The 18,718-nt window shown below is 66.3% G+C and carries 17 protein-coding genes; 12 read left to right on the top strand and 5 right to left on the bottom strand.

The window, feature by feature from the left end:
• Window positions 1-20: 20 nt before the first annotated feature.
• Complete coding sequence (locus ACSION_RS15245) at window positions 21-1,037, bottom strand: zinc-binding alcohol dehydrogenase family protein (RefSeq protein WP_435306598.1); 1,017 nt, start codon at window positions 1,035-1,037, stop codon at window positions 21-23.
• 81 nt (window positions 1,038-1,118) lie between these two features.
• A complete protein-coding gene (locus ACSION_RS15240; RefSeq protein ID WP_435306597.1) occupies window positions 1,119-2,321 on the bottom strand; it encodes an MFS transporter in 1,203 nt (400 codons plus the stop codon).
• A 97-nt stretch (window positions 2,322-2,418) separates the two neighbouring features.
• On the opposite strand from ACSION_RS15240, the gene ACSION_RS15235 reads away from it, so the two are divergent.
• Entirely contained in the window at window positions 2,419-3,333 is a 915-nt protein-coding gene (locus ACSION_RS15235; RefSeq protein WP_435306596.1) for a LysR family transcriptional regulator, read from the top strand.
• Window positions 3,334-3,339: 6 nt separating this feature from the next.
• Here ACSION_RS15235 and ACSION_RS15230 read toward each other — a convergent pair whose 3' ends face one another.
• The gene (locus ACSION_RS15230) at window positions 3,340-4,140 is read right to left on the bottom strand and encodes a DODA-type extradiol aromatic ring-opening family dioxygenase (protein WP_435306595.1); all 801 of its coding nucleotides are present in this window, start codon (window positions 4,138-4,140) and stop codon (window positions 3,340-3,342) included.
• A 313-nt stretch (window positions 4,141-4,453) separates the two neighbouring features.
• On the opposite strand from ACSION_RS15230, the gene ACSION_RS15225 reads away from it, so the two are divergent.
• The 4 genes from ACSION_RS15225 (at window position 4,454) to ACSION_RS15210 (ending at window position 7,458) form a co-directional block, all read left to right on the top strand.
• Window positions 4,454-5,554, top strand: a complete 1,101-nt coding sequence (locus ACSION_RS15225) for an OmpA family protein (RefSeq protein WP_435306594.1) — start codon at window positions 4,454-4,456, stop codon at window positions 5,552-5,554.
• A gap of 190 nt (window positions 5,555-5,744) precedes the next feature.
• Window positions 5,745-6,254 (top strand): hypothetical protein, encoded by a 510-nt coding sequence (locus ACSION_RS15220; RefSeq protein WP_435306593.1) that lies wholly within the window; start codon window positions 5,745-5,747, stop codon window positions 6,252-6,254.
• Between the two features lie 31 nt (window positions 6,255-6,285).
• Complete coding sequence (locus ACSION_RS15215; RefSeq protein WP_435306592.1) at window positions 6,286-7,089, top strand: pseudouridine synthase; 804 nt, start codon at window positions 6,286-6,288, stop codon at window positions 7,087-7,089.
• Window positions 7,090-7,164: 75 nt separating this feature from the next.
• Window positions 7,165-7,458, top strand: coding sequence for a hypothetical protein (locus tag ACSION_RS15210; RefSeq protein WP_435306731.1), 294 nt, complete (start codon window positions 7,165-7,167; stop codon window positions 7,456-7,458).
• A 23-nt stretch (window positions 7,459-7,481) separates the two neighbouring features.
• On the opposite strand, the gene kbl is transcribed toward ACSION_RS15210, so the two are convergent.
• Window positions 7,482-8,681, bottom strand: a complete 1,200-nt coding sequence (gene kbl, locus ACSION_RS15205) for a glycine C-acetyltransferase (RefSeq protein WP_435306591.1) — start codon at window positions 8,679-8,681, stop codon at window positions 7,482-7,484.
• A gap of 173 nt (window positions 8,682-8,854) precedes the next feature.
• Between kbl and ACSION_RS15200 the strand changes: the two genes are divergently transcribed.
• From ACSION_RS15200 to ACSION_RS15175, 6 genes are all read left to right on the top strand, one after another.
• Window positions 8,855-10,312 (top strand): OprO/OprP family phosphate-selective porin, encoded by a 1,458-nt coding sequence (locus tag ACSION_RS15200; RefSeq protein WP_435306590.1) that lies wholly within the window; start codon window positions 8,855-8,857, stop codon window positions 10,310-10,312.
• Between the two features lie 17 nt (window positions 10,313-10,329).
• A complete protein-coding gene (locus ACSION_RS15195) occupies window positions 10,330-11,349 on the top strand; it encodes a sulfate ABC transporter substrate-binding protein (RefSeq protein WP_435306589.1) in 1,020 nt (339 codons plus the stop codon).
• Window positions 11,350-11,351: 2 nt separating this feature from the next.
• Window positions 11,352-12,215 (top strand): sulfate ABC transporter permease subunit CysT, encoded by an 864-nt coding sequence (cysT, locus tag ACSION_RS15190; protein WP_435306588.1) that lies wholly within the window; start codon window positions 11,352-11,354, stop codon window positions 12,213-12,215.
• A gap of 1 nt (window position 12,216) precedes the next feature.
• Window positions 12,217-13,179, top strand: a complete 963-nt coding sequence (gene cysW, locus ACSION_RS15185; protein ID WP_435306587.1) for a sulfate ABC transporter permease subunit CysW — start codon at window positions 12,217-12,219, stop codon at window positions 13,177-13,179.
• A 9-nt stretch (window positions 13,180-13,188) separates the two neighbouring features.
• Window positions 13,189-14,247, top strand: coding sequence for a sulfate/molybdate ABC transporter ATP-binding protein (locus ACSION_RS15180; RefSeq protein ID WP_435306586.1), 1,059 nt, complete (start codon window positions 13,189-13,191; stop codon window positions 14,245-14,247).
• Window positions 14,248-14,440: 193 nt separating this feature from the next.
• The gene (locus ACSION_RS15175; RefSeq protein ID WP_435306585.1) at window positions 14,441-15,184 is read left to right on the top strand and encodes a TorF family putative porin; all 744 of its coding nucleotides are present in this window, start codon (window positions 14,441-14,443) and stop codon (window positions 15,182-15,184) included.
• A 70-nt stretch (window positions 15,185-15,254) separates the two neighbouring features.
• Here ACSION_RS15175 and tdh read toward each other — a convergent pair whose 3' ends face one another.
• Entirely contained in the window at window positions 15,255-16,289 is a 1,035-nt protein-coding gene (gene tdh / locus ACSION_RS15170; protein ID WP_175502042.1) for an L-threonine 3-dehydrogenase, read from the bottom strand.
• 183 nt (window positions 16,290-16,472) lie between these two features.
• On the opposite strand from tdh, the gene ACSION_RS15165 reads away from it, so the two are divergent.
• On the top strand, window positions 16,473-18,641 hold the full coding sequence (locus ACSION_RS15165; RefSeq protein ID WP_435306584.1) for a S46 family peptidase: 2,169 nt from the start codon (window positions 16,473-16,475) through the stop codon (window positions 18,639-18,641).
• Window positions 18,642-18,718 lie beyond the last annotated feature (77 nt).

Genomic DNA, 18,718 nt, shown 5'->3' with positions numbered 1-18,718 from the left:
GGCCGCCGCGTGATCGACGACTACCAGCCCGCGAGCACCAGCTTGCCGATGGTCGTGCCGGACTCCAACCGGCGATGCGCTTCGCGCAGGTTCGACGCATTGATCGGCGACAGCGTATCGGTCAGCGTGCCACGCAACTGGCCGGCATCGATCAGGTCGGCGACGCGGTCCAGCAGCGCGCCCTGTTCGCCCATGTCCGCGGTGCGGAAGCGCGGACGCGCGAACATCATCTCCCAATGGATGCCGATGCTCTTGGCCTTGTAGGGGTCGCCGATGCGCAGTTCGCCCTTGGGTTCGACGATCAGTCCGACATGGCCGAGCGGTGCGAGCAGTTCGCCCAGCTCGGTCCAGTAGCGGTTGGTATCGGCCAGGTTCAGCGCCGCGTCGATCGTGTCGAAGCCCAACGCCTTCAGCTGCGGGCCCAGCGCTTCGCGGTGATTGATGACGTGGTCGGCGCCCACTGCCTTGCACCAGTCGATCGTGTCTTGGCGCGATGCCGTCGCGATGACGGTGAAGCCGGCGCGCTTCGCCAACTGGATCGCGATCGACCCCACGCCGCCGGCACCGGCGATGACGAGCAGCGACTTGCCTTCGCCGCCACCGTCGATGGCGTACGGCATGCGGTCGAACAGCAGTTCCCATGCGGTGATCGTGGTCAGCGGCAGTGCGGCCGCCTGGGCGAAGTCGAGCGATGCGGGTTTGCGGCCGACGATGCGTTCGTCGACGAGTTGGAATTGCGCGTTGCTGCCAGGCCGTGTGATATCGCCGGCGTAGTAGACCGCGTCGCCGGGCTTGAAGCGGGTCACGGCTTCGCCAACCGCTTCGACCACGCCCGCGGCGTCGTAGCCCAGCACCTTGGGTTGCGCCTCGATCTGCGGCTTGGGCGAGCGCACCTTGGTGTCGACCGGATTCACCGACACGGCCTGCACGCGCACGAGGATGTCGTGGCCGGTGGCGGTGGGCGTATCGAGTTCGACGTCCAGCAGCGATTGCGGATCATCGATGGGTAGGTAACGGATGAGTGCGATGGCTTTCATGGCGGTTCCTCGTGGGGAGTCGGGACACGTGCCGCGATGATGCGGCGCGCGGAACAAAGAGGCGATGCGACGAAGGGAGGATCAGGCGCAATCGGCGGCGAGCGCGAAGCGCTGGCGGCGCTCCAGCGCGAGCGCCCACAACGCGACGGCGAATGCGGAGGCCGGGACCAGTGCGGCGACCCACGGCAATGCGGAAAGACCAAGCCCCTGCGAGATCACCACGCCGCCCAGCCATGCGCCGAGCGCGTTGCCGAGGTTGAAGGCGCCGATGTTCAGGCTGGACGCCAGGCTCTGCGCATCGCTGGCCTTCTGCAGCACCCACAGCTGCAGCGGCGACACCGTGGCGAACGCTGCGGCACCCAGCAGGCCGGTGAAGACGATCATCGCCCAGCGACTGTGCAGGGCGAAGCTCATCACACCCATCACCAATGCGAGCGCCGCGAGCGTGCCGAGCAGGGCGGTGGCGAGGCGACGATCGGCGAAGCGCCCGCCCAGCAGATTGCCGATGATCATGCCGACGCCGAACACGAGCAGGATCGGCGAGACCGCCGCATCGGCGAAGCCGGTCACCTGCGTCAGCAGCGGCTGGATGTAGGTGTAGACGGTGAACATGCCGCCAAAGCCCAGCACCGTCATCAACAGGCCCAGCAGCACCTGCGGGCGGCCGACGACGCGCAGTTCGTCGCGGAACGACAGCGGCGCGGGCGCGCTGCGATCGGCCGGCACCAGCGTGGCGATGATGACGGTGGCGAACACGCCGATGGCGGTCACGGCCCAGAACGTCGCGCGCCAGCCGTACTCCAGGCCTAGCCAGGCGCCGGCCGGCACGCCGAGCAGCGTGGCGACGGTCAGGCCGGTGAACATGATGGAAATCGCCGAGGCCTTGCGGTCTTCACTGACCAGGCCGGTGGCGACCACCGCGCCGACACCGAAGAAGGTTCCGTGCGCCAGCGAGGTGATCACGCGCGCGGCCATCAGCAGTTCGTAGTTCGGCGCGAGTGCGCAGGCCAGGTTGCCGAGCGTGAAGACGATCATCAGCGCGACCAGCACTGCCTTGCGCGGCATGCGGTTGGTGGCGGCCGTCAGCAGGGGCGCACCGACGAACACACCCAGTGCGTAGCCGGAGATCAACAGGCCTGCGGCAGCAATGGAGACCTGCAGATCGGCGGCGACCTGCATCAGCAGGCCCATGATGACGAATTCGGTGGTGCCGATGCCGAAGGCGCCGGCGGTGAGCGCATACAGGCCCAGCGGAAGCCGGGAGGACGTGGGAGCGGAAGGCATGGTGGGAGCCCGGAAGGAACAAGGCGCGCAGCTTGCGCCTTCCCTTCCTGATGGGAAACGGTGAATATGCCGAATCACTATCAATGGAATATTGATAATGGATCGTGTCGGCGACCTGACCCTGTTCCTCCGCGTGCTCGATCTCGGGTCGATCACCGCCGCCGCCCACAGCCTGGACCTGTCCGTGGCGGTGGCCAGCCAGCGACTGAAGCGGCTGGAGAAGGAGTTGGAGGTGCGGCTACTGCACCGGACCACCCGCCGCCTGCACCCGACGCCGGAGGGCGCCGCGCTGGCCGAGCAGGGGCGGGTGCTGGTGGAGGAACTCGAGACACTGGGCACGGGGCTGCGCGAAGCCGCGCGCGAAGTCGCCGGCACGCTGCGGGTCACGACCTCCGCCTCGTTCGGGCGCCAGTACGTCTCGCCGCTGCTGCCGGCGTTCCTCGCGCGGCACCCGAAGCTGCGGCTCAGCATCCATCTCAGCGACAACGTGGTCGATCTGGTCAGCGAGGGCTTCGACCTCGCGATCCGCATCGGCGCGCTCGACGATTCGCGCCTGGTCGCCCGGCGCATCGCCCCGAACCGACGCGTGCTGTGCGCCTCGCCCGACTATCTGCGCCGACGCGGGCGACCGCGCACGCCCGAGGACCTGCCCCGACATGACTGCCTGCTGCTGTTCGGCAGCGGTGGCCGCCAGGATGTATGGCGACTGGGTACGCCGGCGGGCGGCGAAGTCGCCGTGCGGGTGCAGGGCCGCTTCGAAAGCAATTTCGGCGAGGTCCTGCGCGATGCCTCGCTGGCGGGCGAGGGCGTCGTGATCCATTCGCTGTGGCACGTCGCTGACGACCTGCGCGCCGGCCGGCTGGAAGTGGTGTTGCCGGATTACCCGCTGGCTACGACGGCCATCAGTGCGGTGATGCCACAGCGTCGCCTGGTACCGCCGCGGGTAAGGGCCTTCACTGACTTCCTGATCGCGCAGTTCGGCGACCACCCGCCATGGGAGCGCGGTCTGTAGGGCGAGTCAGGCGGTGTCGAAGGCGAACGCGTCCAGCGCCAGGCCACCCATTTCCACGTCGCGATGGAGCAACCGCCCCTTGGCGCCAACGCCGCCGGCGCCTAGCGCTACATACAGCGGGAAGAGGTGTTCGGTCGTCGGATGGTTGCGATGGGCCTCGGGCAGTGCGGTCCAGTCGAGCGCACCCGCGACGTCTCCGGCCAGCAGCCGCTCGCGCAACGCATCGGTGAAGTGGGCGACCCAGTCGTAAGGCGCGGCATGCCCATGCTGCCAGTCGAGCGCACGCAGGTTGTGCGAGAACCCGCCGGAGCCGACCACCAGGACGCCCTGGCTACGCAGAGGCGCGAGGGCCAAGCCCATCCGGTAGTGCCATTCGGCCGTCTGCGCCGGATTCACCGACAGCGCGACGACCGGAATGTCGGCATCGGGATACATCCGCCGCAACGGTACCCAGACGCCATGGTCCAGCCCATGGTGGCCATCCACCTGTGCCTGGAAGCCAGCATCCCGCAAGTGTGCGGCGACCTCATCCGCAAGCGCAGGCGCACCTGCTGCCGGGTATCGGATCCGATACAGCGCCTCGGGGAAGCCGCCGAAATCGTGGATCGTGTCCGGCGCGGGCGCGGCGGTGACCGTGGGGCGCGCGTGGATGAAGTGGGCTGACGCCACGACGATCGCCAGGGGGCGCGGCAGTCGTCCGCCGAGCTGGTCCAGGAAGCGGCCGGTCGGAGAGTCCTCGACGGCCAGCATCGGCGAACCATGCGACAGGAAAAGACTGGGGAGACCGGAGGCAGCTGATGTGTCCATCGCGACAGCATCGTGCCTGGGGCGGCGATGACCAAGTCGCCCTCCTGCATCAGTGTGTTGCTCCGGCAGCGCTTGAGCGCGCGCAGAGCCGACGGGCGGATGCGGAGGGCCCGTCCAGGTGCCAGTTCTCGGGAAGAGTGTTAACCTTGCCCAACTTGTTATGGTACCGTTAACACAGTCTTCACGTACCCACGCATAATCTGTTCAGCAAGGCGACGGGAGTCTGTCGCCTCGAATAACAAAAAGAATCGCCGGAACCAACGAACAAAGTCTTTCGGTTTCTCTACAACTGAACTTTTCCAAGGAGCTGCAAATGAACAAGAAGATTCTCTGCGCCGCGCTGCTGGGCGGCCTGAGCCTCGCAAACACCGCGATGGCGCAGGAATTCGATGACCGTTGGTACCTGACTGGTTCGGTTGGCCAGAACATGCAGGACAACGATCGTCGTACCGAAGACACCCAGTTCCTGACCCTGGGCCTGGGCAAGTTCATCAGCCCGAACTGGTCGCTCGACGGCGAGCTGAACTACCAGAACCCGAACTTCAACTTCAACGAAGACCTGAACTGGAGCCAGTACGGTCTGTCGCTTGACCTGCGTCGCCACTTCGTCAAGGAAGGCCGCGGCTGGAACCCGTACATCGTGACGGGCCTGGGCATGCAGCGTTCGGAAGAAGAGTACGTGATCAACAGCCCGAACTCGCCGGCCCAGCGCCGCGACAACAACCTGGCTGCCAAGCTGGGTATCGGTCTGCAGAGCACCTTCGACAAGCGCGTTGCCGTGCGTGCCGAAGTGGCCTACCGCGCTGACTTCGACGATCAGAGCTACACCGCCGAAGGCGGCATCCACCAGCAGGAAGAGAGCTGGTTCGGCGACGTGCTGGCTTCGGTCGGCGTCGTGATCCCGCTGGGCCCGAAGGCGGAAGCCGCCCCGGCTCCGGCTCCGGCTCCGACCACCACCTGTGCGGACCTGGATGACGACGGCGACGGCGTCAACAACTGCGACGACAAGTGCCCCGGTTCGCAGGCTGGCCAGACCATCGGTCCGGACGGCTGCCCGGTGCAGGTCTCGATCGACCTGAAGGGCGTGAACTTCGACTTCGACAAGTCGACGCTGCGTCCGGACGCGATCGCGATCCTGAGCGAAGCCGCCGAGATCCTGAAGCGCTACCCCGACCTGCGCGTCGAAGTGGCCGGCCACACCGACCTGTGCGGCAAGGACGCTTACAACCAGTCGCTGTCGCAGCGTCGTTCGCAGACCGTGTACGACTACCTGACCAGCAACGGCGTGGACGCCTCGCGTCTGGTGGGCCCGGTGGGTTACGGCGAGAGCCGTCCGCTGGAGCCGACCGCGCAGACCCTGCCGGGCTGCAAGAGCGAGCGCAACCGTCGTACGGAACTGAACGTCCAGAACTAATCGGACGCTCTTCCCGCAGTACCGAAGCCCGGCCTAGTGCCGGGCTTCTTTTTTTCGGCGTCGTTCGCGCGGCTTGCGTGATCCAGCGCCGTCTTTTCGCATCGTCGCGCGTGCTGCCGCGCATTTTCTTGCCATGCCCCGATGCGCTGCCTACACTCGCGGCACGTAGAAAAGACTCAGGAGTCGCCCGATGCGCCGTCATGTTCTCGCCAGCCTGCTGTGCATCGCCGTCGCTCCCGCCGCGTACGCCGCCCCGGATTGCGCGAATGGCCTCGCACCGGCTCCGCTGAAGACGCCTGCCACGGTCATCGCACCCGTTGCCCCGGAGTTCGCGGCCACCGCCACGCAGCTCGGCGCTCCCTCGGGTGTATTGGCCTCGCATGCGTTCGATGAAGCCCAGTCGGTCGACCGCGTCCTGCTGCGCCTTCGTATCGAAGGTTGCCGCAACGTCGCCAAGGCGCTGCCTGCGCCGACCGGCGCGCCAGCCGCGGCCGTCGCCAACAGCCCTGCGGCCTACCAGCCGAAGACCGCGCACGACAACACGCCGTGGCGCTTCGACATGAGCCAGAACGGCAAGCGCATGACGGCCGATGAATTCGATGCCTGGATGAAGTCGCGCGGTGTGCGCGTGGTCAAGGCGCCGGGTACGCCGGCAGCCGCACCGGCGCCTGCGCCGGCCGAACCGGCCAAGAAAAACTGATCCCCACGGCCGGTCTCCCGGCCGTTTCTTCATGTCTCCACGTGATTCCGTGCCACGACCCCCTCGTGATACGCACGCGCACGTTCATGCGCGTGCGGGGCGCGCTGAGGGTGTCCGCCATGGATTGGCGCGCGTGTTATCCAAGCAGGGCCTGTGTTCGCGCAGCGAAGCGGCGCGCTGGATCCTGGAAGGGCGCGTTTCCGTGGATGGACGCATCGTTCGTGATCCCGAATTCCCCATCGTCGCCGGCCGTCACGTGGTGCGTGTAGACGGCCAGGCACCGGCTTCGACGCCACGTCACTACCTGATGCTCAACAAGCCGCGCGGCCTGGTCACCACCACTCGCGACGAACAGGGCCGCGACACGGTGTATCGCTGCTTCGAGGGTGCGGACTTGCCGTGGCTCGCGCCCGTGGGCCGACTGGACAAGGCGAGCGAAGGGTTGCTGCTGTTTACCAACGATCCGGAGTGGGCGGCGCGCATCACCGATCCTGCGCATGGCCCGGAGAAGACCTACCACGTGCAGGTCGACCGCGTTCCTGACCGGACCCTGCTCGATGCGTTGGAAACGGGCCTGGATATCGACGGCGAACGCCTGTCGGCGCGCCATGCGCATCTCCTGCGCTCCGGTGAACGCAACGCGTGGCTGGAGATCGTGCTCGACGAAGGCCGTAACCGGCAGATACGCCGGCTCCTCGAAGCGTTCGACATCGGCGTGCTGAGACTGGTGCGGGTGGCTATCGGCCCGTTGGCGCTGGGGCCGCTAGCGAAAGGCACATGGCGTTCCCTCGATGCCGATGAGCGTGATGCGCTCGCGCCGACGGGCGGACGCTGATTGCGCGACCTCCGTCCGGGTTCCGCGCGTGGCGCCTGCCTACACTCGCTCTCGCCAGACCAATGGGGAAAAGACATGTTGAACCTGACCGCGCGCCTGCCGGCGCGCTGCGCCCTGCTGCTTGCCATCGGCGTGCTGGCGGGGTGTGCCAGTCACGCGCCGCGCAGCGCCAGCAAGGGTGCGTCCAAGGAAGATGTGGTAACCGTCGCACCGGGGCCGCACGGCCACCGTTTCGACATGCAGCAGAACGGCCGCAGCATGACGGCCGAAGAGTTCGACGCCTGGATGAAGGCGCGCGGCATCCGCGTGGCCAAGGGCGCGCCGGCCAAGCCGAAGAGCTCGACCACCTCGACCAAGCGCGCTCGCTGAGCGTGGTGCGGACGTGGTGCCGGTTATGCCGGCACCACGCCCAGTTCGCGGCCGATGCGGATGAACGCGTCGATGGCGCGATCCAGGTGCTCGCGCGTGTGCGCCGCGCTCATCTGCGTGCGGATGCGCGCCTGGCCCTTGGGTACGACCGGGAAGAAGAAGCCGATTGCATAGATCCCTTCCTCAAGCAGCCGTTGCGCGAAGCGCTGCGCCAGCGGTGCGTCGTACAGCATCACCGGGCTTATCGGGTGCACGCCCGGCTTGATGTCGAAGCCGGCGGCCGTCATGCGCTCGCGGAAGTAGGCGGTGTTCTCGCGCAACTGCTCACGCAGCTCTCCGGCCGAGGACAGCATCTCGAACGCCTTGATGCCGGCCGCCACGACATGCGGCGGCAGTGAGTTGGAGAACAGGTAGGGCCGCGAGCGCTGGCGCAACAATTCGATCACCTCCTTGCGCGCCGTGGTGAAGCCGCCCAGCGCACCACCCATCGCCTTGCCCAGGGTGCCGGTGAAGATGTCGATACGGTCCATGACCCCTTTCACTTCAGCCGAGCCGCGACCCGTCGTGCCGAGGAAGCCGGTGGCGTGGCATTCGTCGATATGGACCAGCGCGCCGTATTTCTTTGCGAGCGTCGTGATCTCGTCCAGTGGCGCGATGAAGCCGTCCATCGAAAACACGCCGTCGGTGGTGATCAGCTTGGTCTTGCAGCCGGCCGCGTCGGCGGCCTGCAACTGCGCCTCGAGGTCCGCCATGTCGCAGTTGGCGTAGCGGAAGCGCTTGGCCTTGCACAGACGCACGCCGTCGATGATCGAAGCGTGGTTCAGTGCGTCGGAGATGATCGCGTCGTCCTCGCCCAGCAGCGGCTCGAACAGCCCGCCGTTGGCATCGAAGCAGGCGGCGTACAAGATCGTGTCCTCGGTGCCGAAGAAATCGGCGATCGTCTTTTCCAACTGCTTGTGCAGGTCCTGCGTGCCGCAGATGAACCGCACCGACGCCATGCCGAACCCATGCGTGTCCAGCGCATCCTTCGCCGCCTGGATGATGTCGGGGTGGTCGGCCAGGCCCAGGTAGTTGTTGGCGCAGAAATTCAGCACGGAACGCCCGTTTTCCAGGGTGATCTCGGCGGACTGCGGTCCGGTGATGATGCGTTCGGACTTGAACAGGCCCTGGGCGCGGATGTCGTCCAGGGTGGCGGCGTAGTGGGCGGTGAGCGGATTGGACATGGGGCAGGGGCGGAATGGGCAGGCCGACATTCTACCCGCGCCTCCTGATCGCCCCGGCCACGTCATGCGGTTACGGCATAAGCGGACCTCCTTTCGTCATTTCCCTGTCGGCATGTGCACACGCAGCATCGCGTTTCCGGCCAATCACGGCCTTCACGCGGGGAAAAGCGGTCATGCGGACAGACTCGGGCTCAGGCAAGCACGCAGGCAAGGGCACCACCCTCCTGGGCGCGCTGGCTTGTTGCCTTGCCCTGCCCGTGTCCGCACAGAGCCAGCCCAGCGTGGAACAACTGCTGCAACGCCTGGAAGCCCTGGAGCGCCGCGTGGGCGAAGCACCGCCTGCGATTGCGGGCGAGCAGGGCGAAGGTGCGCCTTCCACGTTGGGTGATCTGGACCAGCGCCTGCGGGTGCTGGAGCGCCGGCTGGAGTTGCAGCAGGAAGAAGCAGCCGCCAAGGCGAAGGAGGCCCCGGTCGTCGCGGTCAACGACAAGGGCGCCTCGCTGAAGTCGGCCAACGGCGACTACGAGATCAAGATCCGCGGCCTGCTGCAGGGCGATGGCCGGTTTTTCAGCAGCGGCGTGCCGTCGGGCACCTACGACACCTTCCTGTTGCGCACCGCGCGGCCGACCATCGAAGGCACGCTCGGCAAGTGGATCGGCTTCCGCTTCACGCCGGAGTTCGCTGGCGACAGCGCGAGCATCGTCGATGCCTATGCCGACCTGAAATTCTCGCCGGCGGCCAGCGTGCGCTTGGGCAAGTTCACTTCGCCGGTCGGCCTGGAGCGCTTGCAGTCGTCGTCGGCGTTGTCCGACATCGAGCGCGCGCTGCCCAGCGAACTCGCGCCGAACCGCGACATCGGCGTGCAGCTGCAGGGCGAACTGGCGGGCAGCAAGGTCAGCTACGCGATCGGCGTGTTCAACGGCACCGTCGATGGCCGCGATGCGGTGACGACCAACCCCGATGATGAATTCGAGTACGCGGGGCGCCTGTTCTTCGAGCCCTTCAAGGATGGCGCCGGCTTCTGGTCGGGGCTGGGCTTCGGCATCGGTGGCAGCGTCGGCGACACGGTGGGCACCGGCAACAACATCCTGCCGCGGTACCGCACGCCCGGGCAGGTGCAGTTCTTCAACTATCGCAGTGCCGTCGCCGCGGACGGACGCCGCACGCGCTGGTCGCCGCAGGGCTATTTCTATCGCAACCGCTTCGGCCTGCTGGCCGAGTACATCGCTTCCAAGCAGGAATTGCAGGTCGGCGCGACGGCCGCCGAACTGGAGAACACGGCCTGGCAAGCCACGGCCAGCTATGTGCTCACCGGCGAGGACGCGAGCTATCGCGGCGTGGTGAAGCCGTCGCATCCCTTCAGTCCCGGCAAGGGTGGGTGGGGTGCCTGGGAACTGGTGGGCCGCTACGGCGTTCTGGAAATCGACGATCGCGCGTTCCCGGTGTTCGCCGATCCCGCCGTATCGGCGCGTCGTGCGAAGTCCTGGACGCTGGGCGTCAACTGGTATCTCACCAGCAACCTGAAGTTGGTCCTCAACTACCTCGACACGCAGTTCGAAGGCGGAGCCGCCGCTGGCGCCGACCGTGAGGACGAGAAGGCCGTGTTCTCGCGACTGCAGGTCGCATTCTGATGCCCGGAGATGACGCCATGACGCATTCCTTCCTCCGTCGCCACGCCCGCAGCGCGCTGCTGGCGTTCGGCCTCACGCTCGCGGTCGCCGCCAGTGCCAAGGACGTCGAACTGCTCAACGTTTCGTACGATCCCACACGGGAGTTCTACCGCGAGTTCAACACCGCTTTCGCCGCCGAGTGGCAGAAGACGAAGCAGCAGAAGGTCAGCATCGAGACCTCGCACGGCGGTTCGGGCAAGCAGGCGCGTTCGGTGATCGATGGCCTGGAGGCCGACGTGGTCACGCTGGCATTGGCATACGACGTGGATTCCATATCGCAGCGCGCCAAGCTGTTCCCCGCGAACTGGCAGTCGCGCTTGCCCGAGAACAGTGCGCCCTATACCTCGACCATCGTGTTCCTGGTACGCAAGGGCAATCCGAAGAAGATCCGCGACTGGCATGACCTGTTGAAGCCCGGCGTATCGGTGATCACGCCCAACCCGAAGACGTCTGGTGGCGCGCGCTGGAACTACCTCGCCGCGTGGGCGTACGGCCTGAAGATCTTCAAGGGCGACGAGGCCAAGACACGCAACTTCGTGCGTGCACTGTTCCGCAACGTGCCCGTGCTCGACACCGGTGCGCGTGGTGCCACCACCACGTTCGTGCAGCGCGGGATCGGCGACGTGCTGCTGGCCTGGGAGAACGAGGCCTTCCTGTCGATCGAAGAACTGGGGCCCGACAAGTTCGACATCGTCGTGCCGTCGCTCTCGATCCTGGCCGAGCCGCCGGTGGCGCTGGTGGACCGCAACGTGGACAAGCACGGCACGCGCGAGGTCGCGCAGGCCTACCTGAAGTACCTGTACTCGCCGACCGGCCAGCGGCTCGCGGCCAAGCACTACTACCGCCCACGCTATCCGCAGTACGCGGCGCCGGAGGACGTGGCACGCTTCCCGAAGCTTGAGCTGGTCACCATCGACGGTGTGTTCGGTTCCTGGGCGAAGGCACAGGCCACGCATTTCGCCGACGGCGGCGTGTTCGACCAGATCCAGGCGAAATAGGCATGGCGGTAGTGTCGCCCGCCTTGCCGGGAAGGACGCGCACGCGACGCGTCATTCCCGGCTTCGGCCTCAGCCTCGGCTACACGCTGTTGTGGCTGGGGCTGATCGTGTTGATTCCGCTGGTAGGCGTGTTCGCCAAGGCGAGCGGCCTGGGACTGGCGGGACTGTGGGCGGTCTGGACCGAGCCCCGCGTGTTGGCCGCATTGCGCATCAGCTTCGGCACGGCGCTTGCGGCGGCTGCGTTCAATGCGGTGATGGGAACGTTGGTCGCGTGGGTGTTCGTGCGCTACCGATTCCCGGGCAAGCGCGTGTTCGATGCCATGATCGATCTGCCCTTCGCGCTGCCGACGGCGGTCGCGGGCATCGCACTGACGGCGCTGTACGGCCCGACGGGCTGGATCGGCCAATGGCTGGAGGCTGTGGGCATCAAGGTGGCGTACACGCCGCTGGGCATCACGGTGGCGCTGGTCTTCATCGGGTTGCCTTTCGTCGTGCGCGTGGTGCAACCCGTGTTGGCGGAGGTGGAGCTCGAGCTCGAGGAGGCTGCCGCGACGCTCGGCGCCAGTCGCTGGCAGACCGTGCGGCGCGTGGTGCTGCCGACGTTGTGGCCGGCGGTGCTGGCGGGATTCGCGCTGGCGTTCGCGCGTGGCGTGGGCGAGTACGGTTCGGTCATCTTCATCGCCGGCAACCTGCCGGGCGTGTCCGAGATCGCACCGCTGCTGATCACGATCAAGCTGGAGGAGTTCGACTACGAAGGCGCCACCGCCATCGCGGCGGCGATGCTGCTGCTGTCCTTCGCGCTTCTGCTGGTGATCAATACGTTGCAGGCGCGCCTGCAGCGTACCGGCAAGCGGGCGGGGGGCTAACATGGGCGACACCATCTCGGCCGTCATCGCCTTGCCGCCGGAGTCCGCATCCGTGGAGCCTCGTGCCACCGCTTCGCCGCGCCCACGCAGCGCGACCAGCGAACCCATCTGGGTGCAGGTGCTGCTCGTGCTGGGCGCGCTGGGGTTCCTGTTGTCCTTCCTCGTGCTGCCGCTGATTCTGGTCTTTGTGGAAGCGCTGCGCGGCGGCGCGGCGGCATTCCTTGCCGCCGTCAGTGAAGCCGACGCCTTGGCGGCCGTGAAGCTGACGCTGCTGGTGACTTCGATCGTGGTGCCGCTCAACCTGGTGTTCGGTGTGGCGGCGGCATGGGCCGTCAGCAAACATGAGTTCCGCGGCAAGCGATGGCTGGTGACGCTGATCGATCTGCCGTTCGCGGTATCGCCCGTGGTGGCCGGCCTGATCTACGTGTTGATCTTCGGCGCGCAAGGCTGGGCATATGCGCTGGTCGACGAAGGCTGGCGCCTGTCGCTGCCGCTGCTGGGCGAGTTGCACGTGCAGTTGCCGAAGATCATCTTCGCGTTGCCCGGCATCGTACTGGCGACGATCTTCGTGACTTTTCCTTTCATCGCGCGCGAGCTGATGCCGCTGATGGAGCAGCAGGGCACCGACGAAGAGCTCGCCGCGCTCAGCCTGGGTGCCACCGGTTGGCAGACGTTCTGGCGGGTCACCTTGCCGAACATCCGCTGGGCACTGCTGTACGGCGTACTGCTGTGCAGCGCGCGTGCGCTCGGCGAATTCGGCGCGGTGTCCGTGGTGTCGGGCCATATCCGCGGCCGCACCAATACGCTGCCGCTGCACGTGGAGATCCTCTACAACGAGTACGCCTACAGCGCGGCGTTCGCGGCGGCGTCATTGCTCGCGCTCACCGCGCTGCTGACGCTGGCGCTGAAGACGTGGCTCGAATGGCGTCACGGCGAAGCGCTGGCCGCCAACCACCGGCATTGAGACGACGACATGAGCATCAAGATCGAACGCCTGCAGAAGACATTCGGCGCCTTCACGGCGCTGGACGACGTGTCCCTCGACATTCGACAGGGCGAGCTGTTGGCCTTGCTGGGCCCTTCCGGCTCCGGAAAGACCACGCTGCTGCGCGTGATCGCGGGGCTCGAGCAGGCCGACAGTGGTCGCGTGCTGTTCGATGGTGAGGATGCCGCCACGCTCAGCGTGCAGGCGCGGCGTGCGGGCTTCGTCTTCCAGCATTACGCACTGTTCCGCCACCTGACGGTGGAAGAGAACATCGGCTTCGGCCTGCGCGTGCGTCGCGGCAAGGCCCGCGTCGCGGAAGCCGCAGTACGTGCGCGCGTCGCGGAACTGTTGTCGCTGGTGCAGCTCGATGGACTCGGTGGCCGCTATCCGGCGCAGTTGTCGGGCGGACAGCGCCAGCGCGTCGCGCTGGCCCGTGCGCTCGCCATCGAGCCGCGCGTGCTGCTCCTGGACGAACCTTTCGGCGCGCTCGATGCGCAAGTACGTCGCGATCTGCGCCGTTGGCTGCGTGAATTGCACGATCGCACCGGGCTCACCACCGTCTTCGTGACCCACGATCAGGAAGAAGCGCTGGAACTGGCCGACCGTGTCGCCATCCTCAACCGTGGCCGGATCGAGCAACTGGGGAGTCCGGCGGACGCCTACGATGCGCCTGCATCGCCCTTCGTCTATTCATTCGTCGGTGCCGTGAACCGATTGCCCGCGCGCTGGGAGTCCGGGGAGCTTCACGCAGCGGGGTTGCCGCTGACGGCGCAGGGCGTGCGCGGGCAGGGCGAGGCAGAGGTGTTCGTGCGGCCGGAAGACCTCCGCCTGGTCGATGACGGCGTGGGCTGGCCGGCGATCATCGTCGGGGTCCAGCGCAACGGGCCGCGATTGCGGATCCGCGCGCGCTTGGACGCTGGCGACCAGGTGGAGATCGAGCTGCCGTCGGGCTTTGACGGCCCGGCCACCCACACGGGACAGGCGATCCGCTTGGCACCAAAACGGTACGGATGGTTTCCCCGCGATGGTGCAATGGCACCAGTGTGATGCAGCGTAAGCTACTGAATTAATTAGAAAAGAAACCAATTCTCCGCTCGTCTGGCGGGCACTTGACGTGAGTGATTGTTGCGGCGCACTATCAGGGCGCAGTTAAAAAATAGTGAAGTCGTGATGACGGTTGTACGACGTTCCACGGCCCGCTTGCCCAACGCACGATCCACATCGCCACAGGAGAATCCGGATGAAGCCCGTCAAGCTCTGCACCGCCCTCGCCACCGCCCTGCTGTTGGCGTTGCCGATGTCCGCCTTCGCCCAGGACGCAGAGGAAGAAGAATCCCCGTTCAGCGCAACCTTCACCGCGACGTCGGACTACGTGTTCCGTGGCGTGTCCCAGACGGACAACAAGCCCGCCTTCCAGGTGGGCGCGACGTACTCCGCCCCGTTTGGTCTGTATGCGGGTGCCTGGGCGTCGAACGTCGATTTTGGCCGGGGTGGTCCTGACATCGAAGTGGATTATTTCGTCGGCTGGAACAAGGATCTCAACGATTCCTGGAACATCGACCTCGGCGTGAACCGTTATACCTACGAACGCGCTTCCAGCGACTACGGCGACATCGATTACAACGAATATCTCGCGAAGGTGACCTGGAGCGGCCCCGTTACGGTCGGCGGCATCCTGGCTTACGCGGATGACTACAGCAATACCGGCGCCGAGGAAATCTATGCCGGCGTTTCCGCCAGCTACGACATCGGCGACAGCGGGTTCTCGGTGGGTGCGAGCACCGGTTACACGTCCATCGATTACGGAACTGAAGGCCGCGCCGACTACTACGACGGCTCCATCACCGTGTCGAAGTCGTTCGGCAAGGCGACGGCGACGTTGGGTTACTACGACACGTTCGGTTCGGATGCGTCCGAGCTGCGCAGCGCGTCGGACATCTACAAGCCGGGCCTGGTGTTCACGATCGGCATCGCCGTTCCCTGAGTGTTTCGGGGCGCGTAAGAAAAGGGCGCCTTACGGCGCCCTTTTTCTTTGCTCCGGAACAGGCGTTGCCTCAGTTCCAGCTCAGTACGACCTTGCCGGCCTTGCCCTGTTCCATCAGGTCGAAGCCCTTCTGGAAATCGTCGATCGGCAACTGGTGGGTCAGCACTTTGCCCAGCGGGAAGCCGCTCAGCACGAGTTGCGTCATCTTGTACCAGGTCTCGTACATCTTGCGGCCGTAGATGCCCTGCACGGTGAGGCCCTTGAAGATGATGCGGTCCCAGTCCACGCCGGCGCCCTTGGGCAGGATGCCGAGCAGGGCGATCTTGCCGCCGTGGTACATGCAGTCGAGCATGTCGTTGAAGGCGCGCGGGTTGCCGCTCATCTCCAGCCCCACGTCGAAGCCCTCCATGTGCAGGTCGGCCATCACGTCCTTGAGCGACTGGTTTGCCACGTTGACCACGCGGGTGGCGCCCATGTCGGCGGCCAGCTTCAGGCGGAAATCGTTGACGTCGGTGACCACCACGTTGCGCGCGCCGATGTGCTTGCAGATGCCCGCCGCGATGATGCCGATGGGGCCGGCGCCGGTGATCAGCACGTCCTCGCCGACCACGTCGAATTCAAGCGCGCAGTGCGCCGCGTTGCCGTACGGGTCGAAGAACGCGGCCAGCTCGCTGGGGATCTGGTCCGGGATCGGCCACAGGTTGCTGGCAGGCATCACCATGTACTCGGCGAAGGCGCCATTGCGATTCACGCCAATGCCGACGGTGTTGGGGCACAGGTGCTGGCGACCGCCGCGGCAGTTGCGGCAATGCCCGCAGACGATGTGGCCCTCTGCCGACACGCGCTGGCCGACCTCGTAGCCCGTCACCGCGGAACCCAGTTGCGCGATGCGGCCCACGAACTCGTGGCCGATGGTCAGGCCGGGCTTGATGGTGCGTTGGCTCCACTCGTCCCACAGGTAGATGTGCAGGTCGGTGCCGCAGATGGCGGTCTTCTCCAGCTTGATCAGCACCTCGTTGGGGCCGGGCTGGGGGACGGGCAGTTCTTCCATCCAGATGCCCTTGCCGGCCTCGCGCTTCACCAGCGCCTTCATCGTCTGCGTCATCGGACGTGGATCCAGGGAAATGAGGGCGCGGATTATACGCCCCGGCCATGGGCCGCCCTGTTGCAGGGCGCCTTGACAGGGGCGGAAGGGCAGGACACGGGGAGTCGTAGGGCGAAAGTCATGGGTCGGCCGCGGTGACAGGTTCATTACAATCGGAACTTTCCTGCCAGTCCCGGGGTTTCCATGCGTCCGAATCTGCTCGCCGCCGCCATCGCGGTCCCGCTGTCCCTGCTTGCCGCCCACGCCGCCCAGGCGGGCGAGGGGATGTGGGTGCCGCAGCAACTGCCCGAGATCGCCGGGCCGCTGAAGAAGGCCGGCCTGAAGCTGTCGCCGCAGCAGATCTCGAACCTGACCGGCGACCCGATGGGTGCCGTGGTCGCGCTGGGCGGCTGCACCGCCAGCTTCGTGTCGCCGAACGGCCTGGTGGTGACCAACCACCATTGTGCGTACGGCGCCATCCAGCTGAATTCCACCGCCGAGAACAACCTGATCAAGAACGGCTTCAACGCGCCCACGACCGGCGATGAAGTCAGCGCGGGTCCGAATGCGCGCGTGTTCGTGCTGGACGAAATCACCGACGTGACCAAGGACGCGAAGGCGGCCATCGCCGCCGCCGGCAATGACGCACTGGCGCGCACCAGGGCGCTGGAGACCTTCGAGAAGAAGCTGATCGTCGACTGCGAGGCCGACGCCGGCTTCCGCTGCCGCCTCTACAGTTTCTCCGGCGGCAACACGTATCGCCTGTTCAAGAACCTGGAAATCAAGGACGTGCGACTGGCGTACGCGCCCCCGGGCAGCGTGGGCAAGTACGGTGGCGACATCGACAACTGGATGTGGCCGCGCCACACCGGCGACTTCGCGTTCTACCGCGCCTACGTGGGCAAGGATGGCAAGCCGGCCGCGTTCTCCAAGGACAACGTGCCGTACCGGCCGAAGCATTGGCTGAAGTTCGCCGACCAGCCGCTGGGCGCGGGCGACTTCGTGATGGTGGCCGGCTATCCCGGCTCGACCAATCGCTACGCGCTGGCGGCCGAATTCGACAACACCGCGCAATGGACGTACCCGACCATCGCGCGCCATTACAAGAACCAGATCGCAATGGTGCAGGAGGCCGGCAAGAAGAATGCCGACATCCAGGTGAAGTACGCCAACACGATGGCCGGCTGGAACAACACCAGCAAGAACTACGACGGCCAACTGGAAGGCTTCAAGCGCATCGATGCCGCGGGCCAGAAGCAGCACGAGGAAGCTGCGGTGCTCGCATGGCTGAAGGGCCAGGGCGCGAAAGGCCAGCCTGCGCTGGACGCGCACGCGAAGCTGCTGGCCCTGCTGGAGCGGAACAAGGCCACGCGCGAGCGCGACCTCACCCTGGCGATGTTCAACAACACCGCGATGGTCGGTTCGGCCACGCAGCTGTACCGCCTGTCGATCGAACGCGAGAAGCCGAATGCCGAGCGCGAATCCGGTTATCAGGAACGCGACCTGCCCGCCATCGAAGGCGGTCTGAAGCAGCTCGAGCGCCGTTACGTGCCAGCCATGGACCGCCAGTTGCAGGAATACTGGCTGGGCGAATACCTGAAGCTGCCGGCCGACCAGCGCGTCGCCGCGGTGGACACCTGGCTGGGCGGCAACGACGCCGCGGCCGTCAAGCGTGCGCTCGACCGGCTGGCCGGCACCAAGCTGGGCACCACCGAGGAGCGGCTGACGTGGTTCGCCGCCGACCGCAAGGCGTTCGAGGCCAGCAAGGATCCGGCGATCCAGTACGCGGTGGCGGTGATGCCGACGCTGCTCAAGCTCGAGCAGGAGCGCAAGACGCGCACCGGCGAAAACCTGGTCGCGCGTCCGGTCTACCTGCAGGCGCTGGCGGACTACAAGAAGAGCCAGGGCGAGTTCGTCTATCCGGACGCCAACCTGTCGCTGCGCATTACTTTCGGCAACGTGATGGGTTACACGCCGAAGGATGGCGTGGCGTACACCCCGTTCACCACGCTGGAAGGCGTGGTCGCGAAGGAGACCGGGCAGGATCCGTTCGACTCGCCGAAGGCGCTGCTCGATGCCGTGGCCGCCAAGCGCTACGGTGGACTCGAGGACAAGCGCATCGGTTCGGTGCCGGTGAACTACCTGTCCGATCTGGACATCACCGGTGGCAATTCGGGTTCGCCGGTGCTGGACGCGCACGGCAAGCTGGTGGGCCTGGCGTTCGACGGCAACTGGGAGTCGGTGAGCTCCAACTGGGTGTTCGACCCGAAGATGACCCGCATGATCGCCGTCGATGGCCGCTACCTGCGCTGGATCATGCAGGAGGTCTATCCGGCACCGCAGTTGCTGAAGGAAATGAACGTCGGCAAGTAACACCTGCAACGGTCGCCAGACACGGGACGGGAGCGGGTATCATCCGCTCCCGTCTTCGTTTCCGGCCCAAGGAAACG

Origin of the sequence: Pseudoxanthomonas sp. LjRoot125 (assembly GCF_964252705.1) — a bacterium.
GTDB lineage: Bacteria > Pseudomonadota > Gammaproteobacteria > Xanthomonadales > Xanthomonadaceae > Pseudoxanthomonas_A.
The sequence above is the reverse complement of the archived record's forward strand: the minus strand, read 5'-3'. Positions and strand labels throughout refer to the sequence as shown.